A 13,575-nucleotide genomic window follows, 5' to 3' on the forward strand; every position below is an offset into this window, starting at 1 on the left:
CGGCTAGGGATTGAAGATGCTGACGCCCCCGGGGCCGACGAGGAATCCGAGGACGATGAGGACGATCCCCCAGAGGATGTCCCGACGGGCCAGGATGACGTAGATCCCGGCGATTACCAGTACCACGGCGATGATCCAAAGCAGAGTAGCCATGGCCCTCCACTGCCCCTGCAAAGGGCCTCGTAACATCATCCAGTCCTGGCGCCGCTGGAATTTGCCCCCGAAGCACGCATTGTTACGTTTGCTTGACACTATTCGGGCATGTGGTGATACATGACCACTTTCGGATATTTTCTCTCCAGCGAGGAGCACGACCCCAAGGAGCTGGTACGTCAGGCGAAACTCGCCGAGGAAGCCGGCTTCGAGGCGTTGTGGATCTCCGACCACTTCCACCCGTGGCTGGACGAGCAGGGCGAGAGCTCGTTCGTGTGGTCCGTCATCGGAGCCGTCTCGCAGGCCACGTCGCTGCCGGTGACCACCGCGGTCACCTGTCCCATCATCCGCATCCATCCGGCGATCATCGCCCAGGCCGCGGCGACCGCCCAGATCCTGCTGGACGGCAGGTTCCGCCTGGGCGTCGGCACCGGGGAGGCGCTGAACGAGCACATCCTGGGCGACCAGTGGCCTCCGGCCGAGGAGCGCCAGCGCATGCTGGAGGAGGCCCTCGACGTCATCAGGGAGCTGTGGACGGGCGAGCTGGTGACCTACCACGGCGAGTTCTACGAGGTGGACACGGCCCGGCTGTACTCGCTGCCCGACCAGCCCCCGCCGATCTACATCTCGGGCTTCGGGCCCAAGTCCGTCGAGCTCGCGGGACGAGCTGGCGACGGCTACATCCACACCGCGCCCGCCGCCGACATGGTCGAGGCGTTCCACAAGGCGGGCGGCGAGGGCAAGCCGTGCGCGGCCGGGCTGAAGGTGTGCTGGGCGCACGACGAGGCCGAGGCGCGCAAGACCGTCCACAGGCTCTGGCCCAACCAGGGGATCCCGGGCGAGGCCGCCCAGCTCCTGCCGCTGCCGCGGCATTTCGAGCAGCTCTCGCAGCTCGTCACGGAGGAGGCGGCTACGCAGTCGACGCCCTGCGGACCCTCCCCGGAGGCACACCTCACCGCGATCCGCGAGTACGTGGACGCCGGCTTCGACGAGGTCTACATCTCCCAGATCGGCAAGGAGCAGGACGGTTTCTTCGAGTTCTACTCGACGCAGATCCTGCCGCGCCTGCGGGAACGGAGCTGACGCGCCGGGGAGCCGACGCGACGCGGACGTGAGCGCGACCGCGGGTCCCGCGGCCGCGCTCTCGGATTTCTAGTCCTCGTTCTTGACCAGGCGCAGCGACAGGAGGGGCTGGACGAACCAGAGCCAGGCGCACAGCAGCGCCACACCCGCGCCGATCAGCGCGGCGGGCCCGGGGCTGGTCAGCGCGTCCAGGACCAGGGCGGTGGAGCAGCTCATGGACACGGCCAGGGCCAGCCCGCCGGCCACGCCCAGCCGGTTGGCGCGGTGCAGCAGCAGTTCCTTGAGCCCCGACCGGAACAGGATCCGGTGCTGGGTCGCCGGGGCGATCGTGCAGATCGACGCGACCGCCGCGCTGACGACCGCCAGATAGAACAGCCAGTTCCCGGTCGTGTCGATCTTGCCGAAGCCGGAGGAGAACGGCAGCGTCAGCAGGAACGCGAACAGCACCTGCACGCCCGTCGCGGCCACCCGCAGGCCCTGCAGCAGCTCGCCGAGCTCGCGGTCGACGCGCTCCTTCGGGCTCTCGTCGGTGTCCTCCAGAGGCTCGAGCACCTCACTCATGCCTCCCCCTCGCCTGGCGGCTCGGGGTCGCATTCGCGAATCACGCTGTGTCCCCTGATTCGCTCGCTCATTCCGCTGCCTTCATGAGACGTGCGTAGGCGAGCTGGAGCCAGTCGGAGATGGCCACGGCCGTCATCGTCGCCCCGGCCAGCCGGGTAACCCTGGGAAAGAACACGGTGCCCGCCGCATATCCCGTCGCGATCCACTGGGACAGGCAGAACGGGCAGGTCAGCAGCTCACCCACGGCGTGCTGCAGCCCGTGACCGCGGACCTCCTCCTTGAGCTCCGCCGGGCCGGAGACGCCCTCATAACGGGTGAAGGGAGCGCGGAGGGGACTGGTGACCGGGTCCTTCGCGAGCGTCCGCGAGAGCCGGTGGGTGAACAGCCCCATGAGCATGAGGTCCATCACCTTGATCTTCTCGGGGCCCTTGCGGCCCGTCAGTTTCGCCGCGGCGAGCAGCGCCGTGACGGCCCCGCCGTACACCGCGAGAACCCGTGTGTACGAGGCCAGCGGACGGTTGTCCTCCCCCTCGTACTCGCGCTTGATCTCCTGGAGGGTCTCGGTCATGAGCGCGCCCTACCCGGGATTGTTTGCGGCGAACATGGCGGGGCAAGCGACGTGAGTGGGTAGTCACAGTCACGAAGTCACCGACGCGATTCTTGAGACGCTCAAGCGCGCCGGGGCCGGTCTCAAGGAGGCCGGGGTGCGTTTCGCCCTGGCCGGAGGCTGCGCCGGCTACGCGAGAGGCGCCGCGCCATCACTGCACGACGTCGACTTCGCCCTGGTCGAGGAAGACGTCCCGCTCGCGCTGAAAACCCTGGAGAGCCTGGGTTTCCGGACCGCGAAACCACCGGAGGACTGGCTGGTCAAGGCGTTCGACGAGGAAGGGGTCCTCGTCGACCTGATCTTCTCGCTGGCCGACAGGCCCGTGACCGAGGCGATGATCGCCCGGGCCGAGCCGATCAACACGGCGGCGCTGAGCCTGCCCGTCCTCGAAGCCACCGACCTTGTGATCTCCTGGATACTGCCGTTGTCCGAGCACGCCTGCGACTACGGCTCGCTGCTTCCCATGGTCCGCGCCATGCGGGAGCAGGTGGACTGGGACCGGGTCGCCTCGGTCGCCGCGCCGTCGCCGTACGCCTCGACGTTCGTCACGCTTCTGGAGCGGTTGCACATCATCGCCCCGACGACGACGCGGCCGGACAGCACCTGGCCCTGAGAACCGCCCCGTCCCGGTCCATGCGGAGGAGGGGCCGGGCGGGGTCCGGCCCGCCGGCATGGAGAGGGGCCGCGCCGTGACGGCGCGGCCCCTTCCCTATGTCACTCACAATGTCACTCACATGGACGAAGTGCGGGGGAAACGTCCGTAGTACTCCCCGACACGGTCCCGATAGCCCGGGTCGTTCATCGCCGTCTCGTCGAACTCCGGCGCGTTCTTGATCTCCTGCTTGGTGCGGCTGACGAAGACCTTGCGGTCCTGGAAGTCGATCCTCGTCACCACACTCGCGGGAAGCATGACCTTCTTGCCGAAGATCCACGGGCCCGTGTCCACGACGATGTAGCTCTGGCCGGCCTCGTAGGTGGCCTCGTCAACGGAACCGATCTTCCCGTCCACGGCCTGCACGTCGTATCCGGCGATGTCCATCTGCTGTCCCGTGCCCGACACGGTGTCGGAATACGACCAGAGATCCGGTGTCATGGTCCTCACTCCCTTCGTCGTCACTGCACGTACCCGAAGGTGAGAAGGGGAACATCCCGGACACGTAAGGGCAGGACATGATCTGGTCGCCCGTTCTCGGGCACGATGAGCGCGCCGGTGGCGCGGAGCACCTCCGGATGCCGCTACTCTTGTGGTGCGGGCGCCGCTAGCTCAGTTGGTTAGAGCAGCTGACTCTTAATCAGCGGGTCCGGGGTTCGAGTCCCTGGCGGCGCACCACAAGAAGGCCTGGGTCGGCACTGCTGACCCGGGCCTTCGGTCTTCTTCCTGCCGGCCTTAGCGAATGCGCCGCCTTCCGTCGACAGGAATGGGAAAACGCGGCCGCGCGATCGCACATCGAGTGGTGAGGCGTGATCCGCTGGCCATTCGCCGGACGCCGGTCCGGCCGGGCGAGCGGTCAGCGGGAGATCTCGTACCAGTGGTAGGGGATCGACCAGTCCCAGTGCTCGGTCTCCTCCTCCTGCTCGCGCGCGAGGTGGGGCGCGTCGGGACCCCAGGTCAGCGCGTAGGGGAGGCCGAACTGGGCGGCCCAGTACCGTCCGAGCCGTACGAATCCCCGTCCGATAGCGGAGATCATCCGCTTGGCCAGCGAGAACAGCATCCGGGCACCACTCCTCGCATGAGTCAGGCACGGCACCAATGTGGTCCAGATCACTTCGTATCTGGAAATAAAGATTTAATCTGGTCGAATCCTCCATGTAAATGCCCAGAGCGGTACGTTACTCACCGCAGTGGCGTCCGGTCGTACGCGTGACCGTCCGGCGGGAGGATGTGGGTCATGGCACCCTTCAAGATCGGTGACACCGCCCTGGTGGTGGAGGTCCCTTCGGCCGAGCCCCTGGTCCGGGGCCTGCGGGAACGCTACGACTCCTCCGCGGCGTACGGCATGCCCGCGCACGTCACCGTCCTGTATCCCTTCCTCCCGCGTGAACGCCTCGACGACGGGGTGCTCGCCGCGCTGCGGGAGCTGTTCGCGGCGCGGCGGCCGTTCGAGGTCGCGTTCGGGGGTGTCGGCCGCTTCCCGGACGTGCTCTACCTCGCGCCGGAACCGGACGGCCCGCTGCGGGAGCTCACCGAGGCGGTGACGAGCCGCTGGCCCGAGGCGCCGCCGTACGGAGGCCGGTTCGGCGACATCGTGCCGCACCTCACGGTCGCGGAGCGCCTCGGCGGTGAGGCCGTCACCGCGGTCGTGGCGGACCTGACGGCCGGGCTGCCCGTGACGACGCTCGTCAGCGGCGTGACGCTGCGGGTCTTCGACGGCGAGAGCTGGAGAGCGGAGGGCTTCTTCCCCCTGGGGGAGCCTCCGGTGGCCGAGTTCGCCTTCCCCGGGCCGTTGCGCGATCGTCTGGTGGCCGCGATCCTGAACGGGGACAAGACCGCCACAGCGGGCCTGCTGGCGGACTACGAGCACTACGGCGATCCCCTGCCGGCCGTCGGCCGATGGACGGCACTGATCGACTCGGCCGGGCGGCGAGTGGCGCTGCTGGAGACGACGCGGGTGCGGGTGATGCCGATCCGGGACGTCGACGAGGCGTTCGCCCGCGACAAGGGCGAGGGATACGAGACGGTCGCGCAGTGGCGGGCCGCGCACGAGCGCTTCTGGACCGGCCCGGAAATGTCGGCCGTCCTGGGCGGACCACCGGTCGTCGACGACGACACGCTGATCGTGGCCGAACGCTTCCGCCTGCTCGGTCCCGCCTGACAGCCACTGAGAGCCACCCCCGCCGACCTGTGGATAACGTCACGGGGCCGGTGGCCGGGGCTGACAGAATCGCTCGCACGACCGACCGGGCGGCCGTCGACGCTCCGGGGGTGCGGATCGGGGAGGGCGAGCGGATGAGCGGTGCGGAGCGGGAGGGCACGCGGCGGCGGTGGAGCCTCGGGCGGCCGGGCGGAGCCGCCTGGAGCTTCCCCTGGTCGTCGTCGGGCTCTTCGGGCCAGGCGGCCGAGGAACTGGTGGCCGGACTGCTGTCCGCGGCGCTGGAGGCGCGGCGCCGCCGCGACGAGACCGAGTTCCGGCGATGCGTGAAGGTCCTCGCGCAGGGCCAGGGGCTGCGCCAGGTCGTGGACCGGGCCCTGCTCGACGCCCTCAACCGGCATGTGACGCTCGCCTGGCACGGCGGCTGGCAGCCCGCCGACGTCGTCCGGCTGGTGGGCCGGCGGCTGGAGGCCCGGCACGTCCGCCTCGTGACCGACGCCGTCGCGGCCGAGATGCGCGCCTACGCCGCGGCCACCGTGGACGACCGCTGGCTCGACCAGCTCGACGCCATCGGCGCGACGGTGTGGTGGGGCCGCGACGAGGAGTACCTCCGCGAGGACGGCGACCGGACCGTGATGGTCGCCTGCGCGCTTCGGGTGATCCACCTGCTGGCCACGCTGCCGCCGCTGGAGCGGCTGTGTCCTCTGCCGGGAGCGGCCCGCCGTACGCCCGGCTCCCGCGGCGGCGCCGTCGACCAGCGGATGCTCGCCCGGGTGCGGGCCCTGCTGGCCAAGGCCGAGTCGACCGAGTTCGAGGCGGAGGCCGAGACGTTCACCGCCGCGGCCCAGGCGCTGATGGCCCGGCACAGCATCGACGCGGCGCTGCTCGCCTCCCGGACGGCCGGCCCGGAGGGAGCCGGCCGGCCGGAGGGGCGCCGGCTGGGAGTCGACGCGCCCTACGAGGGCCCGAAGGCGATGCTGCTGGACGTCATCGCCTCGGCCAACCACTGCCGCTCGGTGTGGAGCCGGCATTTCGGGTTCGCCACCGTGCTCGGGTTCCCCGCGGACCTGGCCGCGGTGGAGGTGCTGTTCACCTCCCTGCTGGTGCAGGCCACGACCGCGATGAGGCTGGCCGGATCGCGCCGGGACGGCTCCGGCCGTTCCCGCACGCGGTCGTTCCGGCAGTCGTTCCTCGCGGCGTACGCCCAGCGGATCGGCGAGCGGCTGCGGGAAGCGGCGGGGGAGGCGGTGCGGGAGGCCGCCGCCGATGCCGGGCGCGACCTGCTGCCGGTGCTGGCGGCCCGGGAACAGGCGGTCGAGGCGAGGGTCGAGGAGCTCTTCCCGACGCTGACCCTGGTCGGCGCGGGCGCGGTCAGCAACCGGGAGGGCTGGATCTCCGGCCGGGCCGCCGCCGACCGGGCCGTCCTCGACGTACGCGGGAAGATCGCGGGAGGCCGTTGACCCGGAGCCGCACCTGGGGCCCCGGAACCTCCGGGACCGGGCATGATGGGTCGCGCAGGCAGCGGTGGGAGCAAGGAGTGGCCGTGAGCAGATACGAGCGGTGGAACACCTTGTTGGAGCTGCTCGCCGAGCATGGACACCTCGACGTGGAGGAGACCGCCGAGCAGCTCGGCGTGTCGCCCGCCACGGTGCGGCGGGATTTCGACGAGCTCGCCTCCCAGCAGCTCCTCACCCGCACGCGCGGCGGGGCGTCGGCGCACAGCGTCACCTATGACCTGCCCCTGCGATACAAGGTCGCCAGGCACGCCCCGGAGAAGCAGCGCATCGGAGCGGCGGCGGCCGCCATGGTCCCCGCCGGCGCCACCGTGGGCCTGAACGGCGGCACGACGCTGACGGAGGTCGGCCGGGCCCTGGCCACGCGCCCCGACCTCAACACCGACCAGCGGGGCCCGGTGGTCACCGTGGTGACCAACGCCCTGAACATCGCCAACGAGCTGGTGCTCCGCCCGCAGATCCACGTCGTCACCACGGGCGGCTCCGCCCGGCCACAGTCGTACGAGCTGATCGGGCCGATCGCCGCCGGCATGCTGGAGCGCGTCGCCCTGGACCTGGCGATCCTGGGGGTCGACGCCCTGCACCGGGAGCACGGCGCGAGCGCCCACAACGAGGGGGAGGCGGCGGTCAACCAGATCATGGCCTCCCGCGCGCAGCAGGTCGTCATCGTGGCGGACAGCTCGAAGCTCGGCAGGCGGGCGTTCGCGCGGATCTGCCCGGTGAACCAGATCGACATCCTCGTCACCGACAGCGCGGCGACCGAGGAGCAGACGGCTCCCTTCGCCGACGCGGGTGTCAAGGTCGTGCGCGCCTGAGCGACCACCCGGACGCGCGGGTCACGCGCACAGGTCACGCGCACCCGGTCAGCGCAGCGGGGCCCGTGTGCGCCGGGAGGCGCTGTCGCGAGGCTTTGTCGTGGGCCTTTTCACGGGACTCTGTCAAGAGGCCAGTACGCCGAGGAGGTGGGCGACCTCCCGGGTGACCGCCTCACGGCCCGCCTTGAGGTATTTGCGCGAGTCGACCACGGACGTGTCGGCGGTCAGGCGGTCACGGACCGCCGCCGTGAACGCCTTGTTGAGGTGGGTCGCGATATTGATCTTCTTCATGCCGTGCCGTACGGCCGCCCGGATGGTCTCGTCCGGGACCCCGGAGGAGCCGTGCAGCACCAGCGGGACCGGGACGGCGGCGTGGAGCTCGGCGATCAGGCCGAGATCGAGGATCGCGTCCTTCGTGGTCATGGCGTGCGAGCTGCCGACCGCGACGGCCAGGGCGTCCACCCCGGTCCTTGCGACGTAGCCGGCGGCCTCGTCGGGTCTGGTCCTGGCGCCCGGGGCGTGCACGCCGTCCTTGCCGCCGATCTCCCCGAGCTCGGCCTCCACCCACACACCCCGCTCGTGGCACCAGCGCGCCACCTCTGCCGTGGCCATCGCGTTGGCCTCGTGATCCAGGGCGGACGCGTCGTACATCACCGAGCCGAGGCCCAGGCCGACGGCCTCCTCCACCAGGGACCTGTCGGTGGCGTGGTCGAGGTGCACGGCCACCGGAACGGCGGCGGCCCGGGCCAGGGCGAGCGACGCCAGCGCGACCGGGGCCAGTGCGCCGTGGTAGCGCACGCAGTTCTCGCTGATCTGCAGCACCACCGGGACGCCGGCGGCCTCGGCGCCCGCGACGATGGCCTCCGCGTGTTCGAGCTGGATCAGGTTGAACGCGCCCACGCCCAGGGGCGCGTCGCGGATGATGTCGCCGATGCCAGCGAGGGGCATGGTGGGCCTCCGGAGGTCCGTTTCAGGGGTGGTGGGGTTCGACGGTGACGTCCGGGTGGACGCGCCGGTAGACGCCCTGGTCGAAGTCGCCCGCGACGGGGGCGGCGACGGCGGCGGCGCCGAGGGCGGCCGCCCGGCGGAGCCGTTCCGGCCACGGCGTGCCCTCCACCAGGCCGAGCGCGAGTCCCGCCACCAGCGCGTCTCCGGCGCCGGTCGGATTGCCCTCGACCCGGTAGGGCATGCGGGCCCGCCAGGTTCCCTCCGGGGTCGCGGCGAGCACGCCGTCCGCTCCCAGCGAGACCACGACCGAGCCGGCGCCCTCGTCCCTGAGGAGGCTTGCCCCGGCGGCGACGTCCACCGCCTCCCCGGCGTCCGGGCGCAGCGCGCGGACGAGCTCCTCGGCGTTGGGCTTGAGCACGGCGGGCCGCCCGGCGGTGGCGTGGCGCAGGGGAGCGCCGTCGGCGTCCACCACAGCCGGGACGTCGTGGCGGGCGGCGACGGCGGCCAGCGTGGCGTAGAGGTCGGCGGGCACTCCGCGCGGGAGGCTGCCGGAGATCACCACGGCGGACGCCCCGCCGAGGGCCCGCTCGTACGCGGCGAGGAACCGGGCCAGCTCCTCCGGGGTGACCGGCGGCCCCGGCTCGTTGAACAGCGTGGTCCACCGGGACGCGCGGACGGCGAGGGTGGTGCGGGTGTCCCCCGCGATGGGGGTGAAGGCGGCGGGGACGCCGGCCGCGGCCAGGTCGGCGAGCACGGCGTCGCCGGTCGGGCCGCCGGCCAGGCCGACGGCGAGGACCTCGTGGCCGAGGGCGGCGAGGACGCGGGCCACGTTGACGCCCTTGCCGCCCGCCCTGCGGTGCACGCCGCGCACGCGGTTGACGCCGTTCCAGTCGACGTCGTCGACGCCGTAGGTGACGTCGAGCGCCGCGTTCACCGTGACGGTGAGGATCACGCCGGTCACGGCGATTCGGGGAGGATGACCGATCGGGTGAGGTGTGCCGGTGTGTCGGGGTCGAGACCGCGGGCGTGCGCCCTGGCCACCGCGAGCCGTTGCACCAGGATCAGCTCGGCCATGGGGTCGAGGCCGCCCTCCACGAACGTGGCGCCGGTGGCCTCCACCTCGCCCCGCAGCCCGCGCGGCACCGGGCCGAACGCCCACGTGACGCGTCCGGGCGCGGCGATGCTGATCGGGCCGTGGCGATACTCCATGGCGAGGTAGGCCTCCGTCCACGACTGCGAGGCCTCCCGCATCTTCAGCGCCGCCTCCCGCGCCAGGCCGTACGTCCAGCCGGTGCCGAGGAAGGAGAACTGTTCGGCGGCGACGAGGCCGGGGGACAGCGGTTCGGCGAGCGCGCGCTCCGCGTCCGCGATCGCCCCGGCGAGGTCCTCGCCGAGGTGCGCCCGCAGCATGGCGAGCTGCGCGGTGGCGAACCGCGTCTGCACGACCGACCGCTCGTCGGCGAAGTCGAGGACGACGACCTCGTCGGCGAGGGACATGACCGGCGTGTGGGGATCGGCGGTGACCGCGGCCGTCCGGGCCCGCTCCCCGCCCTGCTCGCGGATGCGGCGGAGCAGGTCGAGCACCTCGGTCGTGGTGCCCGATCTGGTGAGCGCGAGCACCCGGTCGTAACGGCGGCCGATCGGGGTCTCGGAGGCCGGGAAGGCGTCGGTCTCGCCGTGCCCCGCGCCCTCACGGAGGGCGGCGTACGCCTGGGCGATGAACCACGAGGTGCCGCAGCCGACCACCGCCACCCGTTCACCCCTCGCCGGCAGGGCGCCGGAGGAGGACAGGCCGGCGGCTCGGCTCCAGCAGGCGGGCTGGGACGCGATCTCGGTCTCGGTGTGACTCACGGGCCCTCCTGTGCTCAGTGATGCAAGATTTGTAGCATTACTGAGCAGATTCAAGCAACGCATGCCATCCAGTGCTTTCGCGTGAACGTCGACGAACCAGGACAGGTGACGACACGAGGTGCGCGGAATTAGCGGATTACACGCAGGATCGCGTATCGCCATTCATGGGGTGCGTGGGAACATTCGCGCACGTACGCAGCGGGAGGTGGGGATGGCGCACATCGTCGGCGCCACTTCGTCCTCGGCCACATCGACGTGGGCGGGTTCGAGGCGACCTGCGCGGATCGAGATCCCGCACAGGTGTGGCCTGCGCCAGACGATCTCCGGCCAGGAGAAGGAGGTCTACGTCAACGGGCTGATCGCCGAACGGCGGTGAGGACGCCGGGCCCCGCAATGCCGTCCGCAGGAAGGGGCTCCGGCGTCACCGCGGGCGCGTGCTCAGACGACGGATCCGGTGGCGCCGTCGGTGAGCTCCCGGAGGATGTCCGCGTGCCCGGCGTGCCGCGCGGTCTCCTCGATCATGTGGACGTAGATCCAGCGCAGCGAGAGCGAGGCGACCTGCTCGTGCGGCACCTCGTGATCGAGCGGGAACCGTGCGGCGATGCGCCGCGATTCGGCGCAGGCCTGCTCGTACGCCGCGATCAGGGACTCGATGGTGTCGTCGTCGCCGACCGCGAAGCTCCTGTCGGCGTCCTTCTCCGAGGGAGGCGCAATGGCCGGGTCCTGCGCCAGCACCCGGGCGAACCAGTTCCGCTCCACCACGGTCAGGTGCCTGACCAGCCCGGCCAGCGTCGTCGCCGACGGCACGTGTCGCCGGCGTACGTCCTGCTCGGACAGCCCCTGGGCCTTGCGGACGACCATCGCGCGGAGGAGGTCGAGGAACGCCTCCAGCACCTGCCTTTCGCCGCCTGTGGCGGCCCGCACCACCGCCTGCGCCGGCTCGCTCGAAGGAAGACTGGCCATGCCCGGACCGTACGGAGCGCGCCGAGCCCCGGCAAGAGCCCTCGCTCACGCTGTCAGCGAACCCGCGTCCCAGCAGGCTCGCAACGGCTGGAAAAGGCGAGGGGGAGCGGCCCCGCCGGGCGGCTCCCCTGCCTTAGTGCTCAGCCGGAGGTGTCGTCGAAGTGCAGTTCTGAGGTGATGCGGTAGCGGTCGCCGCGGTAGATGGACCGGGTGAACTCCACGACCCGGCCGCCGGCCTCGCGGGCCGTGCGTTCGATGAGCAGGGCGGGGGCGTGCTGGGGGACGCCGAGCAGTTCGGCCTCGGTCTCGTCGGTGACGGTCGGCTCGATGCTCTGCGTGGCGCGGCGGACGTCGATGCCGAATCTCGTGCGCAGGAACCGGTAGAACGAGCCGGACACCATGTCGTCGGGCCGCAGGGACTCGACCAGGCGATGCGGCAGGTGGATGCGCTCGATCGCCATCGGTTCGTCGTCCACCAGGCGGAGCCGCACGACGCGCAGGACCGGGTCGGCGGGGGAGACCTGCAGGCGGTGCGCGAGCCGGGCGGTGGCCGGGGCCGAGTCGAACTCGAGGATGCGGCTGAGCCAGTTCCCCTCGGCGGCGGGGGCGTGGAAGGAGTCGTCGCCGGCCGCGAGGGGCTGGGTGACCTTCCGGCGTCCGGTGAACGTCCCCCGCCCGTGCTCCCGCACGAGCATGCCCTGCCGTACGAGCCCGTCGATCGCGGCGCGGAGGGTCGGGCGGGAGACGCCGAGCTCGCGGGACAGGTCGCGTTCCGAGGGGATGGCGGTGCCGGGCTCCTTGTCGGCGATCAGGTCGAGCAGGACGTCTCTGACCCGGTCACGCTTGAGGCCCGCTGGGAGTCTCTGCACGTCCCAGACCTTACCAGTAGTTGACCACTTCTCCCATCACTGTGCCTGCGAATATCCGAGATTTCGCCCCTTGACAGTCCGATTGGTTAAGACCACTCTCCTCTCAACGGTTTACCAATAACTGACCAGTGGGAGGACCGATGAGGTTACGCCTCCTCGCCGCGGCGGCCGCGTTCAGCCTCGCGCTCGCCGGATGCGGCTCAGCGTCCGAGCCCGGGACATCCGGAAAGACCGGCACGACCACGCTGACCGTGTGGTTCATGCGCGACAGCCTGTCGGACGCGATCGTGAAGCGGTTCACGGACGACTTCCAGCGGTCGCATCCCAGGATCGCCCTGAACGTCCAGATCCAGGAGTGGGACGGCATCGGGCAGAAGGTCACCAGCGCGCTGGCCAGCAAGGACGCCCCCGACGTCATCGAGGTCGGCAACACCCAGGTCGCCGAGTACGCCGCCAGCGGCGGGGTCAGGGACCTCACGGGCAAGGTCGCCGACCTGGCCGGCTCCGACTGGCTGCCCGGCCTGGCCGAGCCGGGGAAGATCGACGGCAGGCAGTACGGCATCCCCTGGTACGCCGCCAACCGGGTGGTCGTCTACAACAAGGACCTGTTCGCCAAGGCCGGCGTCACCACCCCGCCGAAGACCCGCGACGAGTGGATCGACGTCACCGCGAAGCTGAACAAGGGCGGCGTACAGGGCATCTACCTGCCCGGCCAGAACTGGTACACCCTCGCCGGGTTCGTCTGGGACGAGGGCGGCGACCTCGCCGTCAAGGAGGGCGACCGCTGGAAGGGCGTGCTCGACACGCCGCAGGCGCTCGCCGGCATGGCGTTCTACCAGCGCCTTCAGGCGCTCGGCAAGGGGCCCAGGGACTCCGACGAGGCCAGGCCGCCGCAGGCCGACGTGTTCGGCAAGGGCGACGTCGCGCAGATCATCTCCGCTCCCGGCGGCGCGGTCGCGATCGAGAAGGCCAACCCGGACCTCAAGGGCAGGCTCGGCTTCTTCCCGATCCCCGGCAAGACGGCCGACAAGCCGGGCGCCGTCTTCACCGGAGGGTCCGACCTGATCGTCCCCGAGGCGTCCGCCCACCCCGACGAGGCGTACGAGGTGGTCAAGGCCCTGGCCGGGGAGAAGTTCCAGCTCGACATGGCCAAGGAGATGAGCTACGTGCCCAACCGCACCTCCTACGCCGGGGTGCTGAGCGGCGACGAGGCCACCGCGGCGATGGCGGCGGGGGCCGCGGTCGGGCACGCCACGCCCAACTCGCCCAACTGGGCGGCCGTGGAGGCCAGGAACGTCATCAAGGAGTACATGACCAAGGTGCTCACCGGAGGCGACGCGGCCACCGAGGCGAAGGCGGCCTCCGATGTGATCACCACGATCCTCAACACCAAGTCCTGAC

General features: G+C 71.1%; 17 protein-coding genes and 1 tRNA gene. 8 read left to right on the plus strand and 10 right to left on the minus strand.

Features of this window, described 5'->3' with window-relative positions:
* Window positions 1–3: 3 nt before the first annotated feature.
* Window positions 4–153 (minus strand): GPGG-motif small membrane protein, encoded by a 150-nt coding sequence (locus ABZ860_RS10200; RefSeq protein WP_167530303.1) that lies wholly within the window; start codon window positions 151–153, stop codon window positions 4–6.
* A gap of 120 nt (window positions 154–273) precedes the next feature.
* Between ABZ860_RS10200 and ABZ860_RS10205 the strand changes: the two genes are divergently transcribed.
* Window positions 274–1,236: an LLM class F420-dependent oxidoreductase gene (locus ABZ860_RS10205; protein ID WP_357217774.1), complete on the plus strand. Its 963-nt coding sequence runs from the start codon at window positions 274–276 to the stop codon at window positions 1,234–1,236.
* Window positions 1,237–1,305: 69 nt separating this feature from the next.
* On the opposite strand, the gene ABZ860_RS10210 is transcribed toward ABZ860_RS10205, so the two are convergent.
* A complete protein-coding gene (locus ABZ860_RS10210; protein WP_357217777.1) occupies window positions 1,306–1,797 on the minus strand; it encodes a DUF6328 family protein in 492 nt (163 codons plus the stop codon).
* Between the two features lie 67 nt (window positions 1,798–1,864).
* Window positions 1,865–2,365, minus strand: a complete 501-nt coding sequence (locus ABZ860_RS10215) for a DUF1360 domain-containing protein (protein WP_357217780.1) — start codon at window positions 2,363–2,365, stop codon at window positions 1,865–1,867.
* Between the two features lie 55 nt (window positions 2,366–2,420).
* On the opposite strand from ABZ860_RS10215, the gene ABZ860_RS10220 reads away from it, so the two are divergent.
* Window positions 2,421–3,017 carry a nucleotidyltransferase family protein gene (locus ABZ860_RS10220; protein ID WP_357217783.1) on the plus strand — a complete coding sequence of 199 codons (597 nt, stop codon included), beginning with the start codon at window positions 2,421–2,423 and terminating at the stop codon, window positions 3,015–3,017.
* Window positions 3,018–3,134: 117 nt separating this feature from the next.
* Here ABZ860_RS10220 and ABZ860_RS10225 read toward each other — a convergent pair whose 3' ends face one another.
* Window positions 3,135–3,497 carry a PRC-barrel domain containing protein gene (locus ABZ860_RS10225; RefSeq protein ID WP_357217786.1) on the minus strand — a complete coding sequence of 121 codons (363 nt, stop codon included), beginning with the start codon at window positions 3,495–3,497 and terminating at the stop codon, window positions 3,135–3,137.
* 160 nt (window positions 3,498–3,657) lie between these two features.
* Between ABZ860_RS10225 and ABZ860_RS10230 the strand changes: the two genes are divergently transcribed.
* Window positions 3,658–3,734 (plus strand) — tRNA-Lys (locus ABZ860_RS10230).
* A 178-nt stretch (window positions 3,735–3,912) separates the two neighbouring features.
* Here ABZ860_RS10230 and ABZ860_RS10235 read toward each other — a convergent pair.
* Entirely contained in the window at window positions 3,913–4,116 is a 204-nt protein-coding gene (locus tag ABZ860_RS10235; protein WP_357217789.1) for a hypothetical protein, read from the minus strand.
* A 177-nt stretch (window positions 4,117–4,293) separates the two neighbouring features.
* On the opposite strand from ABZ860_RS10235, the gene ABZ860_RS10240 reads away from it, so the two are divergent.
* The 3 genes from ABZ860_RS10240 (at window position 4,294) to ABZ860_RS10250 (ending at window position 7,543) form a co-directional block, all read left to right on the plus strand.
* Window positions 4,294–5,217 (plus strand): 2'-5' RNA ligase family protein, encoded by a 924-nt coding sequence (locus ABZ860_RS10240; RefSeq protein ID WP_357217792.1) that lies wholly within the window; start codon window positions 4,294–4,296, stop codon window positions 5,215–5,217.
* A 50-nt stretch (window positions 5,218–5,267) separates the two neighbouring features.
* A complete protein-coding gene (locus tag ABZ860_RS10245) occupies window positions 5,268–6,674 on the plus strand; it encodes a DUF2786 domain-containing protein (RefSeq protein WP_357217794.1) in 1,407 nt (468 codons plus the stop codon).
* 83 nt (window positions 6,675–6,757) lie between these two features.
* Entirely contained in the window at window positions 6,758–7,543 is a 786-nt protein-coding gene (locus tag ABZ860_RS10250) for a DeoR/GlpR family DNA-binding transcription regulator (protein ID WP_357217797.1), read from the plus strand.
* 123 nt (window positions 7,544–7,666) lie between these two features.
* Here ABZ860_RS10250 and ABZ860_RS10255 read toward each other — a convergent pair whose 3' ends face one another.
* From ABZ860_RS10255 to ABZ860_RS10265, 3 genes are read right to left on the minus strand one after another with little or no spacing between them, the layout of a single operon-like run.
* Window positions 7,667–8,491: a class II fructose-bisphosphate aldolase gene (locus ABZ860_RS10255; protein ID WP_357217800.1), complete on the minus strand. Its 825-nt coding sequence runs from the start codon at window positions 8,489–8,491 to the stop codon at window positions 7,667–7,669.
* A gap of 22 nt (window positions 8,492–8,513) precedes the next feature.
* Window positions 8,514–9,452, minus strand: coding sequence for a 1-phosphofructokinase family hexose kinase (locus ABZ860_RS10260; protein WP_357217803.1), 939 nt, complete (start codon window positions 9,450–9,452; stop codon window positions 8,514–8,516).
* Window positions 9,449–10,342, minus strand: coding sequence for an SIS domain-containing protein (locus ABZ860_RS10265; RefSeq protein ID WP_357217805.1), 894 nt, complete (start codon window positions 10,340–10,342; stop codon window positions 9,449–9,451). Before ABZ860_RS10265 ends, ABZ860_RS10260 begins: the two co-directional genes overlap by 4 nt.
* 211 nt (window positions 10,343–10,553) lie before the next feature.
* On the opposite strand from ABZ860_RS10265, the gene ABZ860_RS10270 reads away from it, so the two are divergent.
* Complete coding sequence (locus ABZ860_RS10270) at window positions 10,554–10,718, plus strand: hypothetical protein (RefSeq protein ID WP_357217808.1); 165 nt, start codon at window positions 10,554–10,556, stop codon at window positions 10,716–10,718.
* A 62-nt stretch (window positions 10,719–10,780) separates the two neighbouring features.
* Here the strand turns inward: ABZ860_RS10270 and ABZ860_RS10275 are convergent, their stop codons facing one another.
* The gene (locus ABZ860_RS10275; protein WP_357217811.1) at window positions 10,781–11,305 is read right to left on the minus strand and encodes a DinB family protein; all 525 of its coding nucleotides are present in this window, start codon (window positions 11,303–11,305) and stop codon (window positions 10,781–10,783) included.
* Between the two features lie 140 nt (window positions 11,306–11,445).
* A complete protein-coding gene (locus ABZ860_RS10280) occupies window positions 11,446–12,174 on the minus strand; it encodes a GntR family transcriptional regulator (protein ID WP_139577113.1) in 729 nt (242 codons plus the stop codon).
* Window positions 12,175–12,314: 140 nt separating this feature from the next.
* On the opposite strand from ABZ860_RS10280, the gene ABZ860_RS10285 reads away from it, so the two are divergent.
* Window positions 12,315–13,574 (plus strand): extracellular solute-binding protein, encoded by a 1,260-nt coding sequence (locus ABZ860_RS10285; RefSeq protein ID WP_357217815.1) that lies wholly within the window; start codon window positions 12,315–12,317, stop codon window positions 13,572–13,574.
* Window position 13,575: the final 1 nt, after the last annotated feature.

The organism is Microbispora sp. NPDC046973 (assembly GCF_040644495.1).
In the GTDB taxonomy this organism is placed as follows: Bacteria; Actinomycetota; Actinomycetes; order Streptosporangiales; family Streptosporangiaceae; genus Microbispora.

Bases quoted from the DNA above. Each gene is read 5' to 3' on its own strand.
- ABZ860_RS10200 (WP_167530303.1), bottom strand. From the start codon at position 153: ATGGCTACTCTGCTTTGGATCATCGCCGTGGTACTGGTAATCGCCGGG.
- ABZ860_RS10205 (WP_357217774.1), top strand. From the start codon at position 274: ATGACCACTTTCGGATATTTTCTCTCCAGCGAGGAGCACGACCCCAAG.
- ABZ860_RS10210 (WP_357217777.1), bottom strand. From the start codon at position 1,797: ATGAGTGAGGTGCTCGAGCCTCTGGAGGACACCGACGAGAGCCCGAAG.
- ABZ860_RS10215 (WP_357217780.1), bottom strand. From the start codon at position 2,365: ATGACCGAGACCCTCCAGGAGATCAAGCGCGAGTACGAGGGGGAGGAC.
- ABZ860_RS10225 (WP_357217786.1), bottom strand. From the start codon at position 3,497: ATGACACCGGATCTCTGGTCGTATTCCGACACCGTGTCGGGCACGGGA.
- ABZ860_RS10235 (WP_357217789.1), bottom strand. From the start codon at position 4,116: ATGCTGTTCTCGCTGGCCAAGCGGATGATCTCCGCTATCGGACGGGGA.
- ABZ860_RS10240 (WP_357217792.1), top strand. From the start codon at position 4,294: ATGGCACCCTTCAAGATCGGTGACACCGCCCTGGTGGTGGAGGTCCCT.
- ABZ860_RS10255 (WP_357217800.1), bottom strand. From the start codon at position 8,491: ATGCCCCTCGCTGGCATCGGCGACATCATCCGCGACGCGCCCCTGGGC.
- ABZ860_RS10270 (WP_357217808.1), top strand. From the start codon at position 10,554: ATGGCGCACATCGTCGGCGCCACTTCGTCCTCGGCCACATCGACGTGG.
- ABZ860_RS10275 (WP_357217811.1), bottom strand. From the start codon at position 11,305: ATGGCCAGTCTTCCTTCGAGCGAGCCGGCGCAGGCGGTGGTGCGGGCC.
- ABZ860_RS10285 (WP_357217815.1), top strand. From the start codon at position 12,315: ATGAGGTTACGCCTCCTCGCCGCGGCGGCCGCGTTCAGCCTCGCGCTC.